We start from the raw sequence: 23,401 nt of genomic DNA, 5'->3' as shown, positions 1-23,401 counted from the left end.
ACGCGCTCACGTGCAGCGCGCCGTCAACCCGGATGCACTGAGCCTTGCCATCACCTCGTCGAGATGGGCGCTGTCGCGGGTCTCGATGACCAGTTGCAGCAGCGTCGCCTTGGCCGGCAAGTCGGAGAAGGTCCGCTGGTGCGAGACCTCGATGATGTTGGCGCCGGCTTCGGCCAAAAGCGCCGCGACCGCGGCCAATTGCCCGGGGCGGTCAGGAATATCGAGCGAGAGTTGGGTCAGTCGCCCCTCGCGTGCCAGCTCGCGGGTCAGGACCGAGGCGATCAGTCTCGTATCGATGTTGCCGCCGCTCAGCACCAGGCCCACTTTCTGGCCGGCGAAGCGAGATGGATCGGACATCAGCGCGGCAAGGCCGGCGGCACCGGCGCCCTCGACCACCGTCTTCTCGATCGAGATCAGGGTCGCAACCGCACGCTCGAGCTCGGCTTCGTTCACGAGCGCGATGTCATCGACGAGGCGGCGGACGATTTCGGTGGTGATCTTGCCGGGCGATTTGACCGCGATGCCTTCGGCGAGCGTGTCACCGCGCGCCGGCAGATTCCCGTCATGGATGGCATTGTACATCGAGGGATAGAGCCAGGCCTCGACGCCGAGCATCCGTAGCGACGGTTTGATCGACTTGGCGGCAATAGCGATGCCGCTGATCAGCCCGCCGCCGCCGATCGGGACGACCAACGTATCGAGCTCCGGCACCGCCTTCAGCATCTCCAGTCCGACGGTACCCTGCCCGGCGATCACCAGCGGATCGTCGTAGGGATGGACGAAGATCATGCCGCGAGCCTCACCGTGGCTCCGCGCGAACGCGGCCGCCTCCTCCAGCGTCGCGCCCGTAACCACCACCTCCGCGCCGTGATGCCTGGTGTTCTCGATCTTCACCATGGGCGTGCCGACCGGCATGACGATGGTGGCGGGAATGTTGAGCCTTCTCGCGTGATAGGCGACGCCCTGTGCGTGGTTACCTGCCGACATCGCGATGACGCCGCGCGCACGCTCCTCCGGCGTCAGCGCGGTCAGCCTATTGAGGGCGCCGCGTTCCTTGAACGAGGAGGTGAACTGGAGGTTCTCGAATTTCAGCCAGATGTCGCAACCGCAGATGCTGCTCAGCGTCCGGCTGTAGCTACAAGGCGTTTCGACGACGGCACCCCGGATGGTCTCGGCGGCCGCATGGATGTCGCTTGGTGCGACCGGGAAGTCGCCGAGATCGGAGGTCGCGCTTTGGGACAAGTCGGCCATAGGCCAGCATAGAGCATTTGGCCGCCTCAGGCGATAAGCCGACCCCTATTTGGTAAATTCCCTGGAGCGTGAAGCCCGCCACAGCGTCCACAGCGTGCGCAGCCGCGAGGCCGGCTGCGGCGCGAACGGATTGCGGCCAGGTTTCGACACGCGCTTCAGATCGGCCCGGGTCTGGCTCAGCAGCAGAAACGCAGGCCGCACGGATGGCGGCACCTGCGGCAGCAGCGAGGAGGCCGTGGTCAGATGCTGCCGCGCTTCGCCCGCGAGCTGGTCCAGTACGGCGCGCAGGCTCGGCGTCTCCTTGCCGGCGAACACATCCTCCATATTGCAGTTGTGGCTCGCCAGCACTTGCTGCGGCAGGAACAATTGCCGGTGCGCCGCATCACGCGGCAGGTTGGCAACGACCTGGACGATTCCCTGGGCAAGCCCAGCATGACGGGCGAGATGCTCGGCCGCCTCCGACGGCGGCGCCATGATCCGGGCTGCAAGGGCAAACAACGCCGATGAGGTGGCCGCCAGATAGCCTTCCAGTGCCGCCATGGTCGGCATCGGATCGTTGTAGAGATCGAACTGGTGCTCGTCGGCGAGCAGCGACAGCGGCTCGACCGGCAGGTCGTAATCGCGGATCGCGCGGAGCAGCTCCGCCGCCACCGGATTGCCCTCGGCGCTGCCATGGACATGGCCTGACAGCATGTCGGTCCACCATTGCAGGCGAATCTCGCCGGGCAAGGGCTGGCTCACCTGGTCGCGAACGCGCACGATCTCTGCATTGAAGGCATAGAGCGCCAGCAGCGCGCGGCGCTCTGCGGCGGGTACGAACAGCGTCGCGACGTAACGCGGAAAGTCGTGGCTGCGCACGAGATCGGCGCAGAAGGTAGCCGAATCGGGGGGCGGCGCGGTGCTGCTCATGGCACCGCGATCAGCGCGGCCGCGACGCGGCGTCGCTCGCCGATCATGATGTTGTAGGTGCGCACGGCGGGGCCGGTCTGCATCGTGTCCAGCACTACTCTCACCGCCTTCAAGGCCTGGCGCAGTTCCGGCGGCGGAAGCCAAACCCCGGTTCCAGTGCCGACCAGAAGCGTGTCGATGCTGTTGGCGGCCGTGAACACGCGATCGAGCGAGTAGCGGTCGATCTTGGTGGGGTCCGTCACGTCCCAGGCCCAGATCGCGTCGGGCAGGCACAGCAACGATCCTCGATGCGACATGCCAGCGAAGGCGAAGCCGCCCTTGCCATAGGCTTCGATCGGCGCCGAGCGCGGGAAATGGGGTGCGTTGGGGTCGCCAGCCATGAGCCAGGTCCGAATGAGCTTACTACCCCCGCAAACGCATGCGGTTCGGATCATGCCTTGTTTTTCTTCGCCGGCGTAGCCGTATCCGGCGCATCTTCGCGATGCTCGCCGACGCCGAGATAGATCAGGATCGGCGCCGCGATGAAGATCGAGGTGTAGGTGCCGACCAGCACCACGCCGAACATCATCACTGCTGTGAAGCTGTGGATGGCGTGTCCGCCGAACAGCAGCAGCGCGAGCAGTGCCAGCGTCACCGTGACGTGGGTGATGATGGAGCGCGACAGCGTCGAGTTGATGGACTCGTTGAGCAGCTGCGGCATCGGCATCTTCTTGTAGCGCCGCAGCATTTCGCGGATACGGTCGTAGATGACGACGGTGTCGTTGAGCGAATAGCCGAGAATCGTCAGCAGCGCGGCGATGCTGGTCAGGTCGAAATCGACCTGGCTGATCGACATGAAGCCGATCGTGAGCACGATGTCGTGCACGTTGGCGATCATGGCGCCGAGCGCGAACTGCCATTCGAAGCGGAACCAGAGATAGATCAGGATCGCCACGATCGCGAGCATCAGGCCGAGCATGCCGTAGGCCAAGAGCTCACCGGAGACGCGCGGGCCGACCACCTCGACACGGCGATATTCGACGGAATCGCCAAGCGCTGCGCGGACCTTCTGCACGGCCTCCTGCTGCGCGGCGTCGCCGCCGGGCTGCTCCGCGACGCGGATCAGGACGTCCGCGGGGCCGCCGAACTGCTGGAGCTGGACTTCGCCGAGACGCAGAGAATCCAACGTCGTGCGCATCGCCGCGATGTCGGCGGTGCCGGACTTGGCCTGCACCTCGAGCAAGGTGCCGCCGCGGAAGTCGATGCCGAAATTCAGCCCGTGGGTGAAGAACAGCGTGATCGCGACGATCGACAGCGCCGCCGAAATCGGGAAGCTGATGCGGCGAAAGCGCGTGAAGTCGAAATGCGTATTGTCCGGGACGATACGCAGCGACGGCAAGAGGCCGAGGGCCGCGACTACGGTGAGAATGGCGATGAGGACGCCGAGCCCGATGAGAACGGTGTGAGTCACGATCAGGCTCCTAGATCGGCACGCTCTGCGGCCGCTTCCACCGCACCCACCCGGCGACGATCAGCCGCGTTAGGGTGAAGGCGGTGAACACCGTGGTGATGATGCCGATGCCGAGCGTCACGGCAAAGCCGCGCACCGGGCCGGTGCCGATGTAGAACAGCACGGCGGCAGCAATGAAGGTGGTGATGTTGGAATCGAGGATCGTCGCCAGCGCCCGCTTGAAGCCGGCGTCGATCGCCGAGATCGCGTTGCGGCCGCCGCGCAGCTCCTCGCGGATGCGCTCGTAGATCAGCACGTTGGAATCGACCGCGATGCCAACGGTGAGCACGATGCCGGCGATGCCGGGCAGCGTCAGCGTGGCATTGAGCAGCGACAACAGGCCGAAGATCATCGCGACGTTGATCGCCACCGCGACGTTCGCGAACACGCCGAACAGCCGGTAGGTCGCGAGCATGAACACGATGACGAGGATCGAGCCCACATAGGCCGCAAGCTCGCCCTTCTCGATCGAATCCTGGCCGAGACCCGGACCGACGGTGCGTTCCTCGACCACCGTGAGCGGCGCCGGCAGCGCGCCGGCGCGCAGGAGGATCGCGAGATCGTTGGCCGATTGCACGGTGAAATTCCCGGAGATCTGGCCTTGGCCGCCGGTGATCGGCTCGCGGATGACGGGCGCCGAGATCACCTTGTTGTCGAGCACGATCGCGAACGGCAGTCCCACATTCTCTTGCGTCGCCTGCGAGAATTTGCGCGCGCCCGACGTATTGAACTTGAAGCTGACGACCGGCTCACCCGTGCGCTGGTCGAAGCTCGCCTGGGCGTCGGTCAGATCGCCGCCGGCGACCAGCACCTGCTTCTTGACCACGTAAGGTGTCGGGGGCGGCGAGGCGCTCATCAAGAGTTCGGATTCCGGCGGCAACCTGCCCTGCTGCGCCTGATCCGGCGGCACGGAGGTATCGACCATGCGGAATTCCATCTTCGCGGTCTTGCCCAGGAGTTCCTTCAGGCGCGTCGGGTCCTGGAGGCCGGGGACCTGCACCAGGATGCGGTCGTTGCCCTGGCGCTGAATCACGGGCTCGACGGTGCCGAGCTCGTTGACGCGGCGTTCGACGATCTGGATCGACTGCTCGATGGTCTTGCGCATGCGGTCGAGCATCGCGGCCTGCGGGATGCTCAGACGGATCACACCGCCACCGGCATCGGTGACTTCAAGGTCGCGCTGACCGCCGGATCCCATGAGGCCGCCCAGCGGCTGCGACAGCTCGCGCAGCTTGGCGAGTGCGGCCTGCGCATCGGATTCCTTGCTGATGCGAACTTCGACCGCGTCGTTGCGCACGGTAACGCCACCGGTGAAACCGATCTTGGCATCGCGCAGCGTCCGGCGAACGTCGTCGCGGATCTGGTCGAGCCTCTCCTTCCTCACATAGGCGGAATCGACCTCAAGCAGCAGATAGGATCCGCCCTGCAGGTCGAGGCCGAGCACGAGCCGGCGCTGCGCCCAGGCCGGCCAGGTCTTGACCTGCGCCTCGGGGAAGAAGTTGGGGACCGCGCAGAGGCACACGATCAGCGCCGTCAGGATAATCCCGAGCGCCCTCCACCGCGTGAAATACAACATCGACTAGACCTGTCAGATCAGGAGACTTGCAGGAGACTTATAGTGACTCGCGGGGGAGCACTCACTTCGCCGCGGTGTCGTCCTTGGCGCTTTCCTTGGATTCTTTGGCCGGTTCGCCCTTGGCGCGCACGCCTGAGATCATCTGGCGCATCTGCCGCACGCGCACACCGTCGGATATCTCGAACTCGATCTGGTCGTCGTCGACGACCTTGGTGACCTTGCCGACGAGGCCGCCCGAAGTCACCACCGTGTCGCCGCGGCGGATGTTCTTCACGAGGTCGGCATGATCGCGGACCTTCTTCTGCTGCGGACGCAGAATCAGGAAGTACATGATCACAAAGATCAGGGCGAACGGCAGCAGCGACATCAACATGCTGTTGGTGTCGCCGGCGCCCGCGGCCTGGGCATACGCAGGGGTAATCAGCATTCGGACGATCCTCGTGACAACGGGGGAAAGCCGGTCAGGCCCTCAAAGGCGACCGGTTCGGTCAAATTCGCGCGGACTATAGCGGCCATTGCCCCAATTGCAACGCTGCCAGACCGCCCTTTTGGCCCACCTTGCGGCGCGTCCTCAGGCCCGATAAGGCTGCGTTCTCAGGAACTTCGGACATGCCCAAAAAACCCAGCAAAAGCCCGGCCGGCAAAGGCCCCAATACCCCTGCCAAGAAGCCCGCCGGCGTCGCGGCAAAACGTCCCAAGGGCGCCGTTAAGGCAGCCCCGGTCGATCCCTCCCAGGAGCGCATCGTCCGCGCGCTGGAGACCATTGCAGCGCACCTCTCGGCCCAGAGCAACCCGACCCTCGAACCCGAGTCGTTCGAACGGGCCGACGCGTTCGTCTGGCACCCGGACGGCCGCCTTGCGGCAGTGGCGCGGGTCAGCCGCGTCGAGCTATTCCTACTGAAGGGCGTCGACCGGATGCGCGACATCCTAATGGAGAACACCGAGCGCTTCGCCAATGGCCTGCCCGCCAACAACGCCCTGCTCTGGGGCGCGCGTGGCATGGGCAAGTCATCGCTGGTGAAGGCGGCGCATGCCAGCCTCAACGCGGAGCGCAACCCGACCGACAAGCTGAAGCTGATCGAGATCCATCGCGAGGACATCGAAAGCCTGCCCGCGCTGATGGAGTGCTTGCGCGCCTCCTCCTTCCGCTTCATCGTGTTCTGCGACGATCTCTCCTTCGACGGCAATGATGCGTCCTACAAGTCGCTCAAGGCCGTGCTCGAAGGCGGCATCGAAGGCCGGCCCGAGAACGTCATCCTCTACGCCACCTCCAACCGCCGCCATCTGCTCGCGCGCGAGATGATCGAGAACGAGCGTTCTACCGCGATCAATCCCGGCGAAGCGGTCGAGGAGAAGGTCTCACTGTCGGATCGCTTCGGCCTCTGGCTCGGCTTCCACCGCTGCAGCCAGGACGAGTATCTCGCCATGGTGCGCGGCTATTGCAGCCATTTCGGCATCAAGATCGACGACGAGGCGCTGGAGCGCGAGGCGCTGGAATGGTCGACCACGCGCGGCTCCCGCTCAGGCCGCGTCGCCTGGCAGTTCGTGCAGGAGCTGGCGGGACGGCTGGGTGTGAAGCTGACGATGATGTAGCGGACAGTTTCGCCTCACCTACACCTGTCATTCCCCGCGCAGGCAGTACGCCGCGGCCTATCGGCTGAACAATTGCTGTCTCTGGAATACTGGATCGTCCGCCTTCGCGGACGATGACAGTGAGCGCGCGGTGTGAACCCGGCTGAAGCGTCCGCCTCACGCTCCATTCAGGAATTGAAGCGGGTCAACCGGGCTCGATCCCTTACGGATCTCGAAGTGGAGCTGCGGCGACGCCACTTCCCCGGATTGACCCGACTTGGCAATGACCTGACCGCGCTTGATGGTATCGCCGCGCTTCACCAACAGCTCACTCGCATGGGCATATGCGGTGACGTAGCCGTTGGAGTGCCGAACCAGGACCAGATTGCCGTAACCTTTCAGCTCGTTGCCGGAATAGGCGACGACGCCGTCTTCAGCCGCCTTGACCGGCGTCCCCTCGGGCACCGCGAGATTGATGCCGTCATTGGACTTGCCGTTGGTCTTGGCGCCGTAGCTCGTGACCACCTTGCCGCGCACCGGCCAGCGGAAGGTCGGCAGCGCGCCAGTGGCCTCCGGGGCCTTCGCCGGCGTCTCGGCGGGCTTCTCTTCGACATTGGCCGTGGCTTGGGCCAGACGCGCGCTCTGCACCGGCGCGGCGGCAGCGGCCATCTTGGTAGCAGGCGCCGGAGCGGCCGCCACGGGCTGGAGCGTTCCCACAACCGGAGCAGCCGCGACCGGAGCCGGAGCAACCGGCACCGCGACGGCGGCGGTCCTGGCACCGGGCACGGTCAGCTTAGTGCCGAGCTTGAGCTTGGCTGAGGGGGCGAGGCCATTGGCACGGGCCAACTCGGCCGCCGAGATGTGGTTCTTGCGCGCGATGCTGGCGAGCGTGTCGCCACGGTTGACGAAGTGCGTGCTCGGCGGCGCAGCGACGGCTGCAACCGGCTTCGCCGCAGGCACAGCCGCGACGGGAGCCATCGCCGGCGCGGGCGCAGCGGCCGTGGCCGGATGCGGGATGATGAGCTGCTGGCCGGGCGAGAGCGTGCGCGGGCCCTTGTAGCCGTTGGCGGCTAGGATCGCCTGCGGCGTGACATGATAGCGCTTGGCGAGCACGTCGAGCGTGTCGCTGGTGCCGACGATGATCTTGGTGCCGCCCGCTGGCTGGGCTGCAGCAACCGAGCGCGGCGGTACGGTCGCCGTGGTCTCGAGGTGCGGCTGCGCCGGGGGCGCGTAGGAGCCGACGCCGCGCCCGCCACCGGACACTCCGCCGCCAGAGGCAACGGGATAGGATTGCGGGGTGGACACGGCGGGCGGAGGCAGGGGCTGGGACTGATAGGAACCAGGCTGCGTCTGCGGCCGCGCATATTGCGGCAGCTCACGCTGCGGCGGTGGCGCCTGCTGCACCGAACCGGTGGATTCCGAGGCGAAGGGATTGGAGAAATTCGACTGGGACAGTCGCGACGACATGTCGGCGCTGCACCCCGCAAAACTGAAGGAGATCAGCGCCAGCACCGCGACTTGCGGCACGCGGCGCGAGTAAAGCAACTCGGCGACAGCGGACATGGTTACTCACTCGTACGCAACAGAACTGGTGTTTTAAGTAAACACGCGCCGAGTAAATAACGGCTTAACCCTCCCAATAAGATGTTGGCGGCACAGCCAATCCGGAATTCTACAGCTCCCGCGCCACGCCAGGCAGCGCCGGCACGAAGCGGACATCGACGAGTTCCTTGCGCTCGATCCCCGCCTCGGTGCGCTTGAGGCGGGTCAGCGTCTGCACGCCCTGATGCGGGCCGACCGGTGCGATCAGGATGCCCCCGATCTCGAGCCGTTCGATCAGGTTCTCTGGAATCTGCTCCATCGCGGCGGTGACGATGATGCGGTCGAACGGGCCGATATTGGCCGGCAGATTGAGGCCATCGCCCAGCATCACCTCGACATTGTGGCAGCCGAGCTCTTCGAGCCTGGCGCGTGCGGTGTCCGCGAGCTTGCGGTAGCGCTCGACCGTGAGCACCTGGCCTGCGAGCCGCGACAGCACGGCGGCCTGATAACCGGAGCCGGTGCCGATCTCGAGCACGCGGTGCCGCTTCTGGAGCTGGAGCTGCTCGGTCATGTAGGCGACGACAAAGGGCTGGCTGATGGTCTGCCCGCAGGCGATCGGCAGCGCACTGTCGCGATAGGCGCCGTCGCGGTTTGCGTCGTCGACGAACAGCTCGCGCGGCACCTCCTCCATCGTCCGCAGCACGGCCTGATCGCTAATGCCCCGACGCCTCAGCGTGAGCTGAAACATCATCTTTTCGGGCGGGGGTTGATGGGAGGTCATTGCTGCCAATGCTGTGTTGTCAGGCCCGTTAAGTCGCCAACCCGGGCGCGAGAATCTTGTTCCTTGGTCGGGAACCCATGATACCATTCGGCTGGATATTTGAGCACAGATTGGCGTGCAACAGGCCAGTCGTGATCGCCATTTTCAGGCAGCCGTTCGTCAAAACGCGCATTGCGTCGATTCATGTTATCTGCGAACGTTTTTGGGAATGGGCAAGGACTCGATCATGACCGCGACGGGGCTTTCCGGCCGCTCTGTATTCCTCGTCGAAGACGAGGTGATGATCAGAATGATGGTTGCGGACATGCTCGAAGAGCTCGGCTACAAGGTCGCTGCCGAGGCCGGCGACATCACCGAGGCCATGCGGCTCGCCCAGGCGACCGAGTTCGACATCGCCATTCTCGACGTCAACGTCAACGGCAAGGTCATCTCGCCGGTGGCCGATGTTATCAGGGCGAAAGGCTGCCCCTTCATCTTCGCCACCGGCTACGGCTCCTCCGGCCTGCCCGAACAGTACCGCGATCGGCCGGCGCTCCAGAAGCCGTTCCAGCTCGACGCACTCGGCAAGACCATCGAAGCCGCGCTTCGCAGCGGCTAGCAGGCTGTTGAAGAAGTCTCTGGCGGGATGGCAGTGGACGTGATTCTCTCGATAGTTGAATCGGGAGGCCATGATGCGGGGATCGGACGAGCGGTCTGGATCGCTCTTCAGTTACGTGGATCTTGAAGCGCGGGTTCGCCCGGATCACGCCTTACGGAAGATCCGGGAGATTGTGAACGCTGCGCTGGACGATCTATCGAAGGCATTTGCGGGGCTTTACACGGACTTTGGCCGACCCTCGATTGCACCGGAGAGGCTGCTTCGGGCGATGTTGTTGCAGGCGTTCTATGGCATCCGCTCGGAACGACAATTGATGGAGCGGCTGGAGTTCGACCTGTTGTTCCGCTGGTTTGTCGGTCTTGGCGTGGACGATCCGGTGTGGGACCACTCGACCTTTTCCAAGAACCGCGACCGGCTGCTAGAGGGTGAGATCGCCGCTAAGTTCCTCTCCGCGGTAATGGCTCAGCCGAAAGTGAAGCGGCTATTGTCGAGCGACCACTTCTCGGTGGACGGCACGCTGATTGAGGCGTGGGCTTCGATCAAGAGCTTCCGCAGAAGGGATGGAGGCGACAACGACAGTGGGGGGCCGGGACGTAACGCTGAGCGCAGCTTCCACAAGGAGAAGCGTTCAAACAAGACGCACCAAAGCACCACCGATCCGGAGGCTCGGCTGTACAAGAAGGGCGATGGGCAGCCGGCCAAGCTCTGCTACATGGGGCATGCTCTGATGGAAAATCGCCATGGTTTGGCGGTCGGCGGCATTGTCAGCCAGGCCACCGGTACGGCCGAACGAGAGACAGCGCTGGCGTTGATTGATAATTGCCATCCCAGAGGCCGGCGGGTCACGCTCGGCGCGGACAAGGCTTATGACGTTACGCAGTTCGTGCACGACTTGAGAGAACGATCGGTGACGCCGCACATCGCAATCGACGGACACCTCAGCAAGACAGGCGTCCCGCGCAAGACGGCGGTCGATGCCCGCTCCACCCGCCATGCCGGCTACGAGATCAGCCAACGCTGCCGCAAGCGGATTGAGGAAGTGTTCGGATGGATCAAGAGTTCCGCCGGTCTGGCCAAGGTAAAGCTGCGAGGGCGCGAGCGTGTGGACGCCGTCTTTACGTTGGCGCTTGCCGCCTACAATCTGATCCGCCTGCCCAAGCTGCTGGCGGTGCAGCTATGAGCGTGCGGGGCAAATGGCGCGTCGTGGAAACGCCCGATCACGACATGGCCGGGTCGGGCTCTTACATCCTGTTCACAAACGACGGTGGCGAGTTCGCCCTGGATTGTCTCACCGGGGCAATATACGGCCGTTGCGAAGGCGATGCCGTCGAGTTCACATGGGATGGCAACGACGAGATGGAGCCCGCAAAAGGCCGTGGTTGGGCAGAAGAGCTCGCCGATGGCTCGCTCGAAGGTAAGATATGCCTCGAAGGCGGCGACGACATTCCTTTTATCGCCCGCCGATTGGCTACTTCTTCAACAGCCTGCTAAAGCGTTTTCGAAGGCTTCGGCTCTGATTCAATCAGAACCGATAATGCTCTAGGCGCTACTTCAGCGTCGCGCTCAATTCTTCTGAAAACGCTTCATTGGTGCGGTCGAGCCTGAGCGGCGTCACCGAGACATAGCGCTCGCGAAGCGCCGCGAGATCGGTGCCGTCGGTGGGCGTGTCCATCATCGCCGTGCGCTCGAACCCGATCCAGAAATAGGGATTGCCGCGGCCGTCCCTGCGCTCGTCGATCCTGAGGAAGCCGAGATTGCGCTTGCCTTGGCGCGTGACGCGGATGCCGAGCACATCCTCCGGCGCACACGACGGGAAGTTGATGTTGATCACCGTGTCTTTCGGGACGCCGGCGGCGATCACCTTGCGCAGGATGTCAGGCCCAAACTTGCGCGCGGTGTCCCACGGCGGCCGCTCGCGGGTCTCGACGCTGAACTCCTGCGACAGCGCGAACGACGGCAGCCCCAGGATGGTGCCTTCCAGCGCGCCAGCGATGGTGCCGGAATAAACCACGTCCTCGGCGACGTTGCGCCCCTTGTTGACGCCGGACAGCACGACATCAGGCAGCTTGGGCCCGAGGATGTGGCGCGCGCCCATGATGACGCAGTCGGTCGGCGTGCCGCGCACGGCGAAGTGCCGCGGGCCGACCTCGCGCAGGCGCAACGGATCGTTCAGCGACAGCGAATGCGACACGCCGGACTGGTCGAGCTCCGGCGCCACCACCCAGACGTCGTCGGACAAGGCGCGCGCGATCTCCTCCACGACCTTGAGGCCGGGGGCGTGGATGCCGTCGTCATTGGTGCAGAGAATACGCATGCGAAAGGTCGATACCAGAAAGCGGGTCTGAGCCGTCTTATCCGGCTCTGCCCAATCAGGCAAACCGGCCGATTGGGTCGCGGCGGCCAGGTTCCCGGCCTGGATCCTACTACCGGCGGATGCGCCATTGCGGCAGGAAGCGCGCCAGCCGACCCTCGGCATGCAGTTGCATCGCCGGCACGACCGGACCCTCGACGGGATTTTCGATCACGCCGAGGGCCTCCAGCTGCGCGACGAACGGGTCGGACACCGGCGCCTGCGGGAAGCGTTCGCGCGCGACCGTCAGCGCCTTGTCGAAATCCGCTGCATTGACTCCGGGCTTTGCCCGCCGGCTCCGCACGAGATCATCGTCCCAGAGCCGCGCGATCTCGATGTCGAGCACGCCGCGCAGGCGCTGATCGACGGCCTGGATGCCGGCACCCGTCACCGCCCATTGTCGGCCGACCCAGAAGATGTCGCGGTGCAAGGCCATGAATGGTGGGTTCGCGTTGAGGGGCCGGCAGGATAGCCTGCCGCCCGATCTTCGCAACCCTACTCGCGCGCGATCACCTTCAGCCCGCCCATATAGGGCTGGAGCACGCTGGGGACCGCGATCGAGCCGTCCTCCTGCTGGTAGGTCTCCATCACCGCGATCAGCGCGCGGCCGACCGCGGTGCCGGAGCCGTTCAGCGTGTGCACGAAGCGCGGCTTGCCGTCCGGCCCGCGCGAGCGCGCATCCATACGTCGCGCCTGGAAGTCGCCGCAGACCGAGCAGCTCGAGATCTCCCGGAACATGCCGCCGTCACCCTGCCCGGGCATCCAGACCTCGATGTCGTAGGTTTTTTGCGACGAGAAACCCATATCCCCTGCGCAGAGCGTCATCACGCGGTAGTGCAGGTCGAGCTTCTGAAGCACCTGCTCGGCGCAGGACAGCATCCGCTCCAGCTCGTCCTTGCTCGCTTCTGGCGTCGTGATCGAGACCAGCTCGACCTTGGTGAACTGGTGCTGGCGGATCATGCCGCGGGTGTCGCGGCCCGCGGCGCCGGCCTCGGCGCGGAAACACGGCGTCAGCGCGGTAAGGCGCATCGGCAATTGCTTCTCGTCGAGAATGGATTCGCGCGCGAGGTTGGTGAGCGACACTTCTGCGGTCGGGATCAAGCCGAGGCGCTCGGACTTTAGCCGCTCATGGTCGGGCGCAGCCAGCAGTTCGCCCTTGATCGCCCAGAACTGGTCGTCCTCGAATTTCGGCAGTTGCCCCGTACCGAACATCACCTCGTTGCGTACGAGCAGCGGCGGATTGATTTCGGTGTAGCCGTGCTCGGTGGTGTGCAGGTCGAGCATGAACTGACCGATGGCGCGCTCGAGCCGCGCCAGCCCCTTCTTCAGCACGACAAAGCGAGCACCGGAGAGCTTTGCCGCCGCCTCGAAATCCATGTAGCCGAGCGCGGTGCCGAGATCGTCATGCAACTTCGGCGCAAAGCTGTAGTTGCGCTTGTTGCCGAACACGTGGTGCTGCACGTTACCGTGCTCGTCGACGCCGTCGGGCACTTCGTCGAACGGAATGTTTGGGATCGCGGACAGCTCTTTCGTCAACTCCTCGTCGGCGGCCTTCGCGGCAGCTTCGAGCTGCGGCATCGTGGTCTTCAATTCGGCGACCTCGGCCATCAGCTTGGCGGCGCGTGCCTCGTCCTTGGCCTTCTTGGCATCGCCGATTTCTTTCGATGCCGCATTGCGCCGCGCCTGCGCCTGCTCGGAGGCCAGAATCGCCGCACGCCGCTTCTCGTCGATCGCGAGCAGCGAGGCCGACATCGGCTTCAGGCCGCGCCGCGTGAGGCCGGCGTCGAAGGCTTGCGGATTGTCGCGGATCGATTTGATGTCGTGCATGGCTGTGGTCCTGGGGCAGCGCGTAAACATGCAACATCGAACGTTGCCCGTTTACATTAGCGCGTCTCCTAGCACGGCTGTCATCATCCGCGAAGGCGGATGATCCAGTATTCCAGAGACGTCCGTGATTCCCCGATAGGCCCCGGCGTACTGGATTCCCCGCCTTCGCGGGGAATGACACTGAGGATTTGGCCCGCCCTCTACTCCGCAGGCTTGGCCGGCGTCGACACGTCGGTACCGGTGGCCTGTGAGGCCGCCGCCTTCTTCTCCACCATCGCCACCGCGATGATCGAACCCTCGTAGAGCGCCAGCAAGGGAATCGCCAGGGAGCACTGGCTGAGCACGTCAGGCGGCGTCAGCACGGCCGCGATGACGAAGGCAATCACAATGAAATAGCGGCGCTTCTCGCGCAGCATCTTCGATGTGATGATGCCGACGCGTCCGAGCAGCGTCAGGATCACCGGAAGCTGGAAGGCGATGCCGAAGGCGAAGATCAGCGACATCATCAGCGACAAATATTCGCCGACCTTGGGCAAGAGCTGGATCTGCGCGGTCTCGTCGCTGCCAGCCTGCTGCATGCCGAGCGAGAAGCGGACCAGCATCGGCAACACGACGAAATAAACCAGCGCCGCGCCCAGCACGAAGAAGAACGGGGTCGCGACCAGGTACGGCAGGAAGGCCTGCTTCTCGTGCTTGTAGAGACCGGGCGCCACGAACTTGTAGATTTGCGTCGCGACGATCGGGAACGAGATGAAGCCGGCGCCGAACAGCGCGAGCTTCAGCTGGGTGATGAAATATTCCAGCAGTGCCGTGTAGATGAACTTGGAATTCTCAGGACCCGCGACCCACACGAACGGCCAGACCAGCACGTTGTAGATCTGCTTGGCGAAAAAGAAGCAGAAGATGAAGGCGACGCCAAAGCCGAGCAGCGCCTTGATCAGCCGCGACCGCAGCTCGATCAAATGGTCCATCAAGGGGGCTTTGCTGGCCTCGATATCGGCGTCGGTCATGACGCTTTGACGTCCTTGATCGCTTCGGATGGCGCGGTGTCTTGCGTGACGTGGGCCTGCTCGACCTCACGGGTGATCGCGAGCGGCTCGTTCGCTGCCGCATGCGCCTCGGCTTCCATGAAGGTCGCGGGCGTCGGGGCTTCCGGAGTCGTTGGCGTTACCGGCGCTTCATTTGAAGTCGCCGGTGCTTCGCTTGAAGTCGCCGACGGTTCGGCGGCGCTGGCGGCTGGCGTCTCTGCCGGCTTGTCGAGCGCATCGACGCGGAGCGCGTTGCTGACGTCCTTCTGAAGCGAGGTCAGCGGATTGAAGCCGGTCGCGGCTTCCTTGACCTCGTCAAAGCTCTTCTTGAGGTCGGCCATCTCGGCCTCGCGCATCGCTTCCTGGAACTGGCCCTGGAATTCGGCGGCCATCTTGCGGGCCTTGCCCATCCACTGTCCGACCATGCGTAGCACGCCGGGCAGCTCCTTCGGGCCGATGGCGATGAGGGCCACGACCCCGATGAGGACCAGTTCACTCCAGCCGATGTCGAACATGAGGTCTTCCGTTCACGCCAGCCGCAACCGGCCCAATCCCTCGCGCGCAGGATCGGGGCTACCCGCGTCTCGCATGCTCTCTGGCTCAGACGGCCTTGCTGCCGACGTCGGACCGTGCCGCGGTCGGCGCGGCGTTGTTGTGCTCGATGGACTTGTTCGGCTCGGGCTTTTCAGCGGGCTTGTCGTCGTCCTGCATGCCCTTCTTGAACGCCTTGATGCCCTGCGCCACGTCGCCCATCAGATCCGAAATCTTGCCGCGGCCGAACAGCAGCAGGACCACTGCGATCACCAAGATCCAGTGCCAAATGCTGAGTGAACCCATCCTGCAACCCTCCAAACGCGCATGGCCGGGGACCCGGCCGATCTTTACCGAAACCTAGGCTTGGCGGGTCTCAAAAACAAGGACCAAGGCAGCGCCAATTCGCTGTTGGCACTACGCAATCTTGCTAGTGTTAACTGGTCGCAGGGCCCGTGAACGGACCGGCGTCACTCTTCAGTGCCGCCTTCGCTGCCACCCTCATTGCCGCCTTCCGGCGCCTCGGGCTCGACCGCGGGCGCCAGCGCCAGATCGAGGTCTTCGCCCGGTTCCAACGGATCCTCGTCTTCACGCAGCGCCGGGTCATCCGACGGCGTCGGCACGGTGAATCCGGTCGGCAGGCGCGAATCCAACAGACCCGTGCCCTTCAGCTCTTCGAGGCCCGGCAAGTCGCCGAGCTGTTCCAGGGTGAACTGCGACAGGAAGTCCTCAGTGGTTCCGAAGGTCAATGGGCGCCCGGGCGTCTTGCGGCGTCCGCGCGGCTTGATCCAGCCGGTCTCCAGCAGCACGTCCAGTGTGCCCTTCGAGGTGACGACGCCGCGGATCTCCTCGATCTCGGCGCGTGTCACCGGCTGGTGATAGGCGATGATCGCCAGCACCTCGATCGCGGCACGCGACAGGCGGCGGGTCTCGGTACTCTCCCGCGTCATCAGCCAGGCGAGATCGCCGGCGGTGCGGAAGGTCCATTTGTTGGCGACGCGCACGAGGTTCACGCCGCGCGAGGCATAGTCGGCCTGCAGCTGCTCGAGCGCCGCCTTGACGTCGACGCCATCCGGCATCCGCTTGGCCAGCGTCGCGGTATCCAGCGGTTCACTCGAAGCGAACAGCAGCGCTTCCAGCAGCCGCAATTCCTCGGGACGTGCCTGGGATTCATTGTCCATCGGCTCGGCCTCTTCTACCCGCACTTCAGCCAGGCTTGCCATGGCAGATTCTCCTTCTTGCACTTAACCGACCGGCGCATCGGGCGCAGGAGCTGCGTCCGGAACCGGTTTAGGACGCCCCTTCCGGAAATAGATGGGCGCAAACGCCTCTTTCTGGTTCAGCTCGAGCTGGCCTTCGCGCACCAGTTCGAGCGCGGCGGCAAAGCTAGAGGCGAACACCGTCGCGCGCTGCGTCGGATCGGCGACGTGCCGGATTAGGAAGTCGTCGAGAACGCCCCAGTCGTCCTGTTCACTGATGCTGCCGACCAGCCGCTCCAGCGTGGCGCGCGCCTCGGCGAGCGACCACACCGTGCGCTTGGCCAGATGCACGCTCGCCAGCACGCGCGACTGGCGCTGCGCAGCATAGGCGGTGAGCAGGTCGTACAGCGTCGCCGTGTATTTCGGATGCTTGATCTCGGCGATTTGCTCGGGCTCGCCGCGCGGGAAGATGTCGCGCTGCAATTGCGGCCTGTTCATCAGCCGATTGGCGGCTTCGCGAATGGCTTCCAGCCGGCGCAGACGGTTGGCGAGCGCGGTCGCCATCTGCTCGGCGCTCGGGCCTTCCGCGCTCGGCGGCTCCGGCAGCAGCAGGCGCGATTTCAGGAAGGCGAGCCAGGCCGCCATCACGAGGTAATCAGCAGCGAGTTCCAGCCGGATCTTCCGCGCAGCTTCGATGAAGTGGAGATACTGGTCCGCCAGCGCCAGGATCGAAATCTTGGCAAGGTCGACCTTCTGCTGCCGTGCCAGTGCGAGCAACAGGTCGAGCGGGCCCTCATAGCCCTCGACGTCCACGACCAACGCCGGCTCGCCCTCGGCGAGCTCTGCGGGCCGCCCGGTTTCGAACGATAGGATTTCTGCGGTCATGCCGATGCCGTGTTTGCCCGTGCGATCAATGCGTCCAGTTCCGCGCGTGTGGCCGCCCGGTCGAACGGCTGCGGCGGCTTGCGTGCGGCGAGCGCGGCTTTCGCCCGCTCCAGTGCCCTGCCAGACAGTTCGGGTGTCTGAGCGGCGACGTCGCGCATCTCCTCGATGTTGCCGTTGCAATGCAGGACCACGTCGCAACCGGCCGCAAAGATAGCGCGGGTCCGCTCGGCGATATTCCCCGACAGCGCGTTCATCGACACGTCATCACTCATTAATAAACCTTGGAACCCGATTGCGCCGCGAATCACGTCAGCAATCATTGTCGCAGATGTCGTCGCCGGATGGGCGGGGTCGACCGCGCTAAACACAACATGTGCAGTCATGGCCATCGGCAGGTCCGAAAGCGGCTTGAACGCGGCGAAATCGGTCCGCTCCAGCTCGTCCCGGGGCGTGTCGACCGTCGGCAGCTTGAAATGGGTGTCGGCAGTGGCCCGGCCATGACCAGGGATGTGCTTGAGGACCGGCAACACGCCGCCCTGTTCCAGGCCTTCGGTGATCGCACGGGCAATCGCCGCGACCTTGCCCGGCTCAGTGCCGTAGGCCCGGTTGCCGATGACGGCATCGGCACCCGGCACCGGCACGTCAGCGAGCGGCAGGCAATCCACGGTAATGCCGAGATCGGCGAGATCGGCCGCGATCAGGCGGGCACTCAAGCGCGCCGCAGTGAGCCCGAGCACCGAATCAGTGTCGTACAAAGTCGCGAATACGGCCCCCGGCGGATAGACCGGCCAGTGCGGCGGCCCCAGCCGCTGCACCCGCCCACCCTCTTGATCAATCAGGACCGGTGCCTCGGCAGCATTCGCAACCGTCCGCAATTCCGCAACCAATGTAGCAACTTGCGCCGGTGTCGCGACATTGCGCTTGAACAGGATGAAGCCCCATGGGCGTTCGGCACGGATAAACTCCCGCTCGGCGGCGGTCAGTTCCGTTCCGGATACGCCGGTAATGAAGGCCCGCGTGCTCATAACGGCCGATTAACCCTGCCCCGCGAGGGGGTCAAGGAAACGGCCGTTAATTCCTCTGGACGAAGCAGGCAGACAGGCCTGCGGACTTGAGGCTGTTGCATGCCTGCGTCGCCTCCTCTGCCGAACCATAGGGACCGGCGAAGGCGCGGTAGACGATGCCCTTGCCCTTGTCGGTGAGGTCGACGCGCTTGATCACCGGCGAGCGCGATCCGAGCACGCTGCCATACTTGCTCTGAAGCACCCGATAGGATGCGGCGGCGCTGTCCTCGCTCTGCTGCGAGGAGACCTGCACGATGTAGCCGCCGCTGCTGGTGGGGGCGAGTTGCGTCGGATTGGTCGCAGCCATCCGCTGCGGAGGCTCGGCCGTCGGTCCCGATTGCGGCGCGAGCGACATAGGCTGGTTGGCGCTGGCATTGGCCGAGGTCGGCGGATTGCGCGACGCGATTGGTGCAGGCGGCGCGACAACAGGCTTTGGCGCAGCTGCCGGCTTCGCAGCGGCGGATTGCGGTGTGGCGCTATCGGTCTGATCGCCCTTCACGGCCACCGTCCTGATCGAACGCGGCGAATTGTTCGGCAGTGTGCCGTTGCTCGGAGTCGGCCCTGCGCTCGGCGGCGGCACCATCGACGGCGACACACTCGCCACCGACGGCGGGTTCGCATTCTGGTTCAGCGGTGGGAACACCACGCGGGGTCCACCCGCCCTGGCGTTGACGTCGACAGGCGCCTCCTCGCGCGGCACGATCTTCTCGGTGCCGTCACCGCTCACCATGCGATCCGGTACCTTAGCCGAGGAGTCCGTCGGCGCCGGCACGATCTTGGTCGGCGAGTTGTCGGCCTTGATGATCGGCGGCTCGCCGCTGCGGGGCGAGCCCACATAGGTCTTGTAGGCAAAGGCAGCGCCAGTCCCGACCACGGCAAGGGCCAGGATCGCCGCGACCGTCATCATGCCGCCGCGCCGCTTCTTCGGCTCGTCAAGTTCGGCCTCGGGATAGTCGTTCTGGTACGCGTAGGGATCGTCGGGATAGGCCGGATCGCGCTGATAGTCCTGCTCGCCTGCCTCGAGCCGGCCATAGAGCGCATCATCGTAGCGCGACGGATCGGGCTGCGCGTACGGCTCCTGATAGGCCTGCTCCTGATAGGCCTGCTCCTGATAGGCCTGCCCGTGCTGCTGGTAGGCCTGATCCTGATACGCTTGAGCTTGATAAGCGTGATCCTGGTGGGTCTGCGGCTGATGAAAATCCGGCTCTGGGGCAGGCGCAGTCGGCTGGGCCGAATAGCGATGCAACGGATGAATCGGGTTTACGGAGACGGGATAGTCAGGCTCCGGCGCGGGTGCCGGCTGCGGCTGCACGTTGGCGCGCCGCATCCATGAGGGCGGCCCGGGCGGCGGCGGAGGTTGCTCGGCGTAATCCTGCTGATCATCGTCCTGGCGATAGTCGTCTTCCCGATAGCTCTGGGCAGGCGCCGCTTTCGGGCGGACAGTGGGCCGCGACTGCGCTGCGAACGGATCGGTCTGTCCGATCAGACGGGCGAGCTCGGCCAAGGGATCATTTTCCGCCTTCCCATGCTGATCGCTACCGCGACCATAGTCATCGGAGGGAAACGGTCTGTCCTGATATCGTTCGGCCATCGTGATGATGCGTCCCTTCGGGAAAGCCGCGCGCCCCTCGACCAAGGCACGGCTTTCGACCCACAAGGCTTTCAACCAAGTCTAAGCGATCCGGCTTCTGCCGGTTACCCCCCAATTCCCATTAGGTAGTTCGCCCCAAACTACCGCATCTCGTCCGGGGCATGGACGCCGAGGATGGCGAGGCCCGATGCCAGGACAGAGACGACGCCCTGGACCATGGCCAGTCGCGCTTTTGTAAGATCTGCATCATTATTGATAATGAAGCGTAAATAGGGCAAATCGCGCCCTTTCGTCCAAAGCGCATGAAATTCGCTGGCTAAATCATAGAGATAAAAGGCAATTCGGTGCGGCTCGTGCGCCGCGGCGGCAGCTTCCATCACCCGCGGATAAATTGCGAGGCGCTTGAGAAGATCGAGTTCGACCGGATCCGACAACCGTTCCATGGCCGACTCACTCAGCCAGGCGATCCGCTTGGCGGTATCCCGGGGCAGTTCCGGGAATACCTCGGCCCGCGCGTTGCGGAAGATCGAGTGACCGCGGGCGTGACCATACTGGACGTAGAACACCGGGTTGTCGCGCGACTGCTCCACGACCTTGGCGAGGTCGAAATCGAGCACCGCATCGTTCTTGCGATAGAGCATCATGAAGCGGACGGCGTCCTGGCCGACCTCATCCACCACCTCACGCAAGGTGACGAAGTCCCCGCTCCGCTTCGACATTTTCACCGGCTCGCCATTGCGCAGCAACTTCACGAGCTGCACGATCTTGACGTCGAGAGCGCCCTTGCCTGATGTCGTCGCCTTCACCGCCGCCTGCATGCGCTTGATGTAGCCGCCATGGTCGGCGCCCCAGACGTCGATCATCTCCGCAAAACCACGGTCGTACTTGTTCTTGTGGTAGGCGATGTCGGAGGCGAAGTAGGTGTAAGAATTGTCCGACTTGATCAGCGGTCGATCAACGTCGTCGCCGTAAGCGGTCGCCTTGAACAGCAGCTGCTCGCGGTCTTCCCAATCCTCGACCGGCGCGCCCTTTGGCGGCGGCAGGCGACCCTCGTAGATGTCGCCTTTGGCCTGTAGGAAATCGATGGTCTCGGCAACCTTGTTGTTGCCGTTCTCGATCAGCGAGCGCTCGGAGAAGAACACGTCGTGGCGAATGTTGAGGGCGGCGAGATCGTCCTTGATCTCGTCCATCATCATCGCGATCGCTTTGGCGCGCACCGTCGGCAGCCACTCGGCCTCGCTCACCCCGCGGAGCTTGTCGCCATGCTCCTTGGCCAGCGCCGCGCCGACGGGCTTGAGGTAGTCACCGGGATAGAGTCCTTCCGGAATCGCGCCGATGTCCTCGCCGAGCGCCTCGCGATACCTGAGGAAGGCGGAGCGCGCGAGCACGTCGACCTGGGCGCCGGCATCGTTGATGTAGTATTCGCGCGTGACGTCGTGGCCCGCGAACTGAAGTAGGCTTGCCAACGCGTCGCCGAACACGGCGCCGCGACAGTGACCGACATGCATCGGCCCGGTCGGATTGGCCGAGACGTATTCGACATTGACCTTGGAGCCGCCGCGGACGCGACCGTAATCGGCGCCCTCGCGCAGCACCGTGCGCAAAGCCTCCGCCCAGGCAGCCGGCTTCAGCGTCAGGTTGATGAAGCCGGGGCCGGCGACATCGACCTTGGCGATCAGCGCATCCGTGCGCAGCCGCTCGGCGATCTGCTCGGCGAGATCGCGGGGCTTTGCCTTTGCCTCTTTCGCAAGCACCATGGCGGCGTTAGTCGCCATGTCGCCATGGGAGGCATCGCGCGGCGGCTCAACCACCACACGCGAGAAATCGATGCCCTCAGGCCAGTTGGCGTCCACGGCCAGCGTACGGCAGGCGGCGTGCACACGCGCGAGCACGTCGGCGAAGAGGTGCAGGGATGAGGATGTGTCGGGCATGGCCGCCGCCTAACGCAAATCCGGGGTCGAGTCAAAGAGCCGCTGGTGCTCGGTCAGGGCGAAACGATCGGTCATTCCGGCAATGAAATTGCCGATCCGGCGGGCCCGGTCACCCTCATTGTCCGCCTCCGCCCCCAACAGCCATTCCGGCGGCAGTTCAGATGGCTCCTTCAGGTACTTTGCGAACAGCTCGAACAGGATCTGCTCCGCCTCCCCCATCACCCGCATCACCCGCTTGTGGCGGTACATGTGCTGATACAGGAAGCGCTTGATGGCGGCCTCTTCCTCGGCGACCTCGGCAGGGAACGCGATCAGCGCCCGGCTCTGCTGGCGCACGTCCTGAGCCGATTGCGGCTTGACCGACGCAAGGTTCTTCTGCGCCTCCGCGAACACCGCACCGATCAGGTGCGAGATCAGCTCGCGCACCAGCTCTGCGCCGCGCCTGACATCTTCGAGATCAGGATATTGCGCCGAGGTCTCGGCGATGATCTCCGCGGTCAGCGGTATCACCTTGAGATCGTCGAGGTGGAACAGGCCGGCGCGCAGGCCGTCATCGATGTCGTGGGCATCATAGGCGATGTCGTCGGCGATCGCGGCGACCTGCGCCTCGATCGAGGCAAAGCTCCATAATTCGAGGTCATAGGTCTTGATATAGTCGGCGATGCCGACGGGAACACCGTGCTCGCGGTAGCGCTCGGTCGGCGCGCCGCTGCGATCGGTCAACGGGCCGTTGTGCTTGACGATGCCCTCCAGCGATTCCCAGGTCAGGTTCAGCCCATCGAACTCGGGATAGCGGTGCTCCAGCGCGGTGACGACGCGTAGCGTCTGGGCGTTGTGGTCGAAGCCGCCAAACTCCTTCAGGCAGGCGTCCAGCGCCCGCTCGCCGGCATGGCCGAACGGCGGATGACCGAGATCATGGGCGAGCGCCAGCGTTTCGGTGAGATCCTCGTCCAGCCCGAGCTGCCGGGCCAGCGCGCGGGCGATCTGCGCCACCTCCAGCGAATGGGTCAGCCGGGTGCGGTAGTGGTCCCCCTCGTGGAACACGAACACCTGGGTCTTGTACTTCAGGCGGCGGAACGCGGTGGAATGGATCACGCGGTCGCAATCGCGCCGGAACGGGCTGCGGGTCCGGCTCGGGGGCTCGGCGACCAGCCGGCCGCGGCTGCGATCGGGGTCGCAGGCATAGGGCGCGCGGGGGGCAGCCATTCCGACGGACACGGCGAATTTAGTCCCTATCCATTTGATTCTGCGTATGGTGGCACTTAACTATGTCGGAC

25 protein-coding genes are annotated in these 23,401 nt (G+C 64.7%); 4 read left to right on the top strand and 21 right to left on the bottom strand.

The genetic code is table 11. From position 1 onward, the window contains the following. Positions 1-6 precede the first annotated feature (6 nt). The 6 genes from ACNJX8_RS20765 to yajC all read right to left on the bottom strand — a co-directional run bounded on the left by ACNJX8_RS20765 (position 7) and on the right by yajC (position 5,652). The gene (locus ACNJX8_RS20765) at positions 7-1,251 is read right to left on the bottom strand and encodes a threonine ammonia-lyase (RefSeq protein WP_091885488.1); all 1,245 of its coding nucleotides are present in this window, start codon (positions 1,249-1,251) and stop codon (positions 7-9) included. 45 nt (positions 1,252-1,296) lie between these two features. Further along, on the bottom strand, positions 1,297-2,160 hold the full coding sequence (locus tag ACNJX8_RS20760) for a phytoene/squalene synthase family protein (RefSeq protein WP_439356601.1): 864 nt from the start codon (positions 2,158-2,160) through the stop codon (positions 1,297-1,299). After that, positions 2,157-2,540 carry an Mth938-like domain-containing protein gene (locus tag ACNJX8_RS20755; RefSeq protein WP_091885494.1) on the bottom strand — a complete coding sequence of 128 codons (384 nt, stop codon included), beginning with the start codon at positions 2,538-2,540 and terminating at the stop codon, positions 2,157-2,159. The genes ACNJX8_RS20760 and ACNJX8_RS20755 overlap by 4 nt, the downstream gene beginning before the upstream one ends. 50 nt (positions 2,541-2,590) lie before the next feature. Next, positions 2,591-3,610 (bottom strand): protein translocase subunit SecF, encoded by a 1,020-nt coding sequence (gene secF, locus ACNJX8_RS20750; protein ID WP_128933614.1) that lies wholly within the window; start codon positions 3,608-3,610, stop codon positions 2,591-2,593. A 10-nt stretch (positions 3,611-3,620) separates the two neighbouring features. Further along, positions 3,621-5,225, bottom strand: coding sequence for a protein translocase subunit SecD (gene secD / locus ACNJX8_RS20745; protein WP_091885500.1), 1,605 nt, complete (start codon positions 5,223-5,225; stop codon positions 3,621-3,623). A 61-nt stretch (positions 5,226-5,286) separates the two neighbouring features. Continuing rightward, the gene (gene yajC, locus ACNJX8_RS20740; RefSeq protein WP_128933613.1) at positions 5,287-5,652 is read right to left on the bottom strand and encodes a preprotein translocase subunit YajC; all 366 of its coding nucleotides are present in this window, start codon (positions 5,650-5,652) and stop codon (positions 5,287-5,289) included. A 182-nt stretch (positions 5,653-5,834) separates the two neighbouring features. On the opposite strand from yajC, the gene ACNJX8_RS20735 reads away from it, so the two are divergent. Next, complete coding sequence (locus ACNJX8_RS20735; RefSeq protein ID WP_439356600.1) at positions 5,835-6,818, top strand: ATP-binding protein; 984 nt, start codon at positions 5,835-5,837, stop codon at positions 6,816-6,818. Positions 6,819-6,974: 156 nt separating this feature from the next. Here the strand turns inward: ACNJX8_RS20735 and ACNJX8_RS20730 are convergent, their stop codons facing one another. From ACNJX8_RS20730 to ACNJX8_RS20720, 3 genes are all read right to left on the bottom strand, one after another. Further along, entirely contained in the window at positions 6,975-8,360 is a 1,386-nt protein-coding gene (locus tag ACNJX8_RS20730) for a peptidoglycan DD-metalloendopeptidase family protein (RefSeq protein ID WP_439356599.1), read from the bottom strand. 109 nt (positions 8,361-8,469) lie between these two features. Beyond that, positions 8,470-9,120 (bottom strand): protein-L-isoaspartate(D-aspartate) O-methyltransferase, encoded by a 651-nt coding sequence (locus ACNJX8_RS20725; RefSeq protein WP_439356598.1) that lies wholly within the window; start codon positions 9,118-9,120, stop codon positions 8,470-8,472. After that, positions 9,117-9,305, bottom strand: coding sequence for a hypothetical protein (locus tag ACNJX8_RS20720; protein WP_128933609.1), 189 nt, complete (start codon positions 9,303-9,305; stop codon positions 9,117-9,119). Before ACNJX8_RS20720 ends, ACNJX8_RS20725 begins: the two co-directional genes overlap by 4 nt. Before the next feature lie 41 nt (positions 9,306-9,346). Here ACNJX8_RS20720 and ACNJX8_RS20715 point away from each other — a divergent pair, with 41 nt between their 5' ends. The 3 genes from ACNJX8_RS20715 to ACNJX8_RS20705 all read left to right on the top strand — a co-directional run bounded on the left by ACNJX8_RS20715 (position 9,347) and on the right by ACNJX8_RS20705 (position 11,209). Beyond that, positions 9,347-9,718 (top strand): response regulator, encoded by a 372-nt coding sequence (locus ACNJX8_RS20715; protein WP_091886060.1) that lies wholly within the window; start codon positions 9,347-9,349, stop codon positions 9,716-9,718. A gap of 73 nt (positions 9,719-9,791) precedes the next feature. Next, positions 9,792-10,898: an IS5 family transposase gene (locus ACNJX8_RS20710; protein WP_128937143.1), complete on the top strand. Its 1,107-nt coding sequence runs from the start codon at positions 9,792-9,794 to the stop codon at positions 10,896-10,898. Next, positions 10,895-11,209 carry a hypothetical protein gene (locus ACNJX8_RS20705; RefSeq protein ID WP_128931407.1) on the top strand — a complete coding sequence of 105 codons (315 nt, stop codon included), beginning with the start codon at positions 10,895-10,897 and terminating at the stop codon, positions 11,207-11,209. The genes ACNJX8_RS20710 and ACNJX8_RS20705 overlap by 4 nt, the downstream gene beginning before the upstream one ends. Positions 11,210-11,264: 55 nt before the next feature. Here the strand turns inward: ACNJX8_RS20705 and surE are convergent, their stop codons facing one another. The 12 genes from surE to ACNJX8_RS20645 form a co-directional block, all read right to left on the bottom strand. Further along, positions 11,265-12,032, bottom strand: a complete 768-nt coding sequence (surE, locus tag ACNJX8_RS20700) for a 5'/3'-nucleotidase SurE (protein ID WP_128933608.1) — start codon at positions 12,030-12,032, stop codon at positions 11,265-11,267. Positions 12,033-12,141: 109 nt separating this feature from the next. Then, the gene (locus ACNJX8_RS20695; RefSeq protein WP_439356597.1) at positions 12,142-12,504 is read right to left on the bottom strand and encodes a hypothetical protein; all 363 of its coding nucleotides are present in this window, start codon (positions 12,502-12,504) and stop codon (positions 12,142-12,144) included. Between the two features lie 59 nt (positions 12,505-12,563). Further along, positions 12,564-13,895 (bottom strand): serine--tRNA ligase, encoded by a 1,332-nt coding sequence (gene serS / locus ACNJX8_RS20690; protein ID WP_439356596.1) that lies wholly within the window; start codon positions 13,893-13,895, stop codon positions 12,564-12,566. A gap of 200 nt (positions 13,896-14,095) precedes the next feature. Continuing rightward, on the bottom strand, positions 14,096-14,905 hold the full coding sequence (tatC, locus tag ACNJX8_RS20685) for a twin-arginine translocase subunit TatC (RefSeq protein WP_439356595.1): 810 nt from the start codon (positions 14,903-14,905) through the stop codon (positions 14,096-14,098). Then, positions 14,902-15,438 carry a Sec-independent protein translocase protein TatB gene (tatB, locus tag ACNJX8_RS20680; protein WP_439356594.1) on the bottom strand — a complete coding sequence of 179 codons (537 nt, stop codon included), beginning with the start codon at positions 15,436-15,438 and terminating at the stop codon, positions 14,902-14,904. Before tatB ends, tatC begins: the two co-directional genes overlap by 4 nt. 85 nt (positions 15,439-15,523) lie before the next feature. Then, positions 15,524-15,760, bottom strand: a complete 237-nt coding sequence (locus tag ACNJX8_RS20675) for a twin-arginine translocase TatA/TatE family subunit (protein ID WP_091885538.1) — start codon at positions 15,758-15,760, stop codon at positions 15,524-15,526. A gap of 164 nt (positions 15,761-15,924) precedes the next feature. Next, positions 15,925-16,677: an SMC-Scp complex subunit ScpB gene (gene scpB / locus ACNJX8_RS20670; protein WP_164934908.1), complete on the bottom strand. Its 753-nt coding sequence runs from the start codon at positions 16,675-16,677 to the stop codon at positions 15,925-15,927. Between the two features lie 21 nt (positions 16,678-16,698). Further along, positions 16,699-17,538 (bottom strand): segregation and condensation protein A, encoded by an 840-nt coding sequence (locus tag ACNJX8_RS20665; protein WP_128933604.1) that lies wholly within the window; start codon positions 17,536-17,538, stop codon positions 16,699-16,701. Then, positions 17,535-18,563 (bottom strand): beta-N-acetylhexosaminidase, encoded by a 1,029-nt coding sequence (gene nagZ / locus ACNJX8_RS20660; RefSeq protein WP_439356593.1) that lies wholly within the window; start codon positions 18,561-18,563, stop codon positions 17,535-17,537. The genes ACNJX8_RS20665 and nagZ overlap by 4 nt, the downstream gene beginning before the upstream one ends. 46 nt (positions 18,564-18,609) lie before the next feature. Further along, the gene (locus ACNJX8_RS20655) at positions 18,610-20,193 is read right to left on the bottom strand and encodes an SPOR domain-containing protein (RefSeq protein WP_439361945.1); all 1,584 of its coding nucleotides are present in this window, start codon (positions 20,191-20,193) and stop codon (positions 18,610-18,612) included. A 140-nt stretch (positions 20,194-20,333) separates the two neighbouring features. Then, positions 20,334-22,124 (bottom strand): arginine--tRNA ligase, encoded by a 1,791-nt coding sequence (gene argS / locus ACNJX8_RS20650; protein ID WP_439356592.1) that lies wholly within the window; start codon positions 22,122-22,124, stop codon positions 20,334-20,336. Between the two features lie 9 nt (positions 22,125-22,133). Continuing rightward, complete coding sequence (locus ACNJX8_RS20645) at positions 22,134-23,342, bottom strand: deoxyguanosinetriphosphate triphosphohydrolase (RefSeq protein ID WP_439356591.1); 1,209 nt, start codon at positions 23,340-23,342, stop codon at positions 22,134-22,136. Positions 23,343-23,401 lie beyond the last annotated feature (59 nt).

Origin of the sequence: Bradyrhizobium sp. SPXBL-04 (assembly GCF_051853035.1) — a bacterium.
In the GTDB taxonomy this organism is placed as follows: domain Bacteria; phylum Pseudomonadota; class Alphaproteobacteria; order Rhizobiales; family Xanthobacteraceae; genus Bradyrhizobium; species Bradyrhizobium zhanjiangense.
Note: the sequence above shows the minus strand (reverse complement) of the source record. Positions and strands in the feature narration are given on the sequence as shown.

Excerpts from the sequence above, each read along its gene's own strand:
- ACNJX8_RS20765 (WP_091885488.1), bottom strand. The coding sequence starts at position 1,251 with ATGGCCGACTTGTCCCAAAGCGCGACCTCCGATCTCGGCGACTTCCCG.
- ACNJX8_RS20760 (WP_439356601.1), bottom strand. The coding sequence starts at position 2,160 with ATGAGCAGCACCGCGCCGCCCCCCGATTCGGCTACCTTCTGCGCCGAT.
- ACNJX8_RS20755 (WP_091885494.1), bottom strand. The coding sequence starts at position 2,540 with ATGGCTGGCGACCCCAACGCACCCCATTTCCCGCGCTCGGCGCCGATC.
- secD (WP_091885500.1), bottom strand. The coding sequence starts at position 5,225 with ATGTTGTATTTCACGCGGTGGAGGGCGCTCGGGATTATCCTGACGGCG.
- yajC (WP_128933613.1), bottom strand. The coding sequence starts at position 5,652 with ATGCTGATTACCCCTGCGTATGCCCAGGCCGCGGGCGCCGGCGACACC.
- ACNJX8_RS20735 (WP_439356600.1), top strand. The coding sequence starts at position 5,835 with ATGCCCAAAAAACCCAGCAAAAGCCCGGCCGGCAAAGGCCCCAATACC.
- ACNJX8_RS20730 (WP_439356599.1), bottom strand. The coding sequence starts at position 8,360 with ATGTCCGCTGTCGCCGAGTTGCTTTACTCGCGCCGCGTGCCGCAAGTC.
- ACNJX8_RS20725 (WP_439356598.1), bottom strand. The coding sequence starts at position 9,120 with ATGACCTCCCATCAACCCCCGCCCGAAAAGATGATGTTTCAGCTCACG.
- ACNJX8_RS20720 (WP_128933609.1), bottom strand. The coding sequence starts at position 9,305 with ATGAATCGACGCAATGCGCGTTTTGACGAACGGCTGCCTGAAAATGGC.
- ACNJX8_RS20715 (WP_091886060.1), top strand. The coding sequence starts at position 9,347 with ATGACCGCGACGGGGCTTTCCGGCCGCTCTGTATTCCTCGTCGAAGAC.
- ACNJX8_RS20710 (WP_128937143.1), top strand. The coding sequence starts at position 9,792 with ATGCGGGGATCGGACGAGCGGTCTGGATCGCTCTTCAGTTACGTGGAT.
- ACNJX8_RS20705 (WP_128931407.1), top strand. The coding sequence starts at position 10,895 with ATGAGCGTGCGGGGCAAATGGCGCGTCGTGGAAACGCCCGATCACGAC.
- surE (WP_128933608.1), bottom strand. The coding sequence starts at position 12,032 with ATGCGTATTCTCTGCACCAATGACGACGGCATCCACGCCCCCGGCCTC.
- ACNJX8_RS20695 (WP_439356597.1), bottom strand. The coding sequence starts at position 12,504 with ATGGCCTTGCACCGCGACATCTTCTGGGTCGGCCGACAATGGGCGGTG.
- serS (WP_439356596.1), bottom strand. The coding sequence starts at position 13,895 with ATGCACGACATCAAATCGATCCGCGACAATCCGCAAGCCTTCGACGCC.
- tatC (WP_439356595.1), bottom strand. The coding sequence starts at position 14,905 with ATGACCGACGCCGATATCGAGGCCAGCAAAGCCCCCTTGATGGACCAT.
- tatB (WP_439356594.1), bottom strand. The coding sequence starts at position 15,438 with ATGTTCGACATCGGCTGGAGTGAACTGGTCCTCATCGGGGTCGTGGCC.
- ACNJX8_RS20675 (WP_091885538.1), bottom strand. The coding sequence starts at position 15,760 with ATGGGTTCACTCAGCATTTGGCACTGGATCTTGGTGATCGCAGTGGTC.
- scpB (WP_164934908.1), bottom strand. The coding sequence starts at position 16,677 with ATGGCAAGCCTGGCTGAAGTGCGGGTAGAAGAGGCCGAGCCGATGGAC.
- ACNJX8_RS20665 (WP_128933604.1), bottom strand. The coding sequence starts at position 17,538 with ATGACCGCAGAAATCCTATCGTTCGAAACCGGGCGGCCCGCAGAGCTC.
- nagZ (WP_439356593.1), bottom strand. The coding sequence starts at position 18,563 with ATGAGCACGCGGGCCTTCATTACCGGCGTATCCGGAACGGAACTGACC.
- ACNJX8_RS20655 (WP_439361945.1), bottom strand. The coding sequence starts at position 20,193 with ATGGCCGAACGATATCAGGACAGACCGTTTCCCTCCGATGACTATGGT.
- argS (WP_439356592.1), bottom strand. The coding sequence starts at position 22,124 with ATGCCCGACACATCCTCATCCCTGCACCTCTTCGCCGACGTGCTCGCG.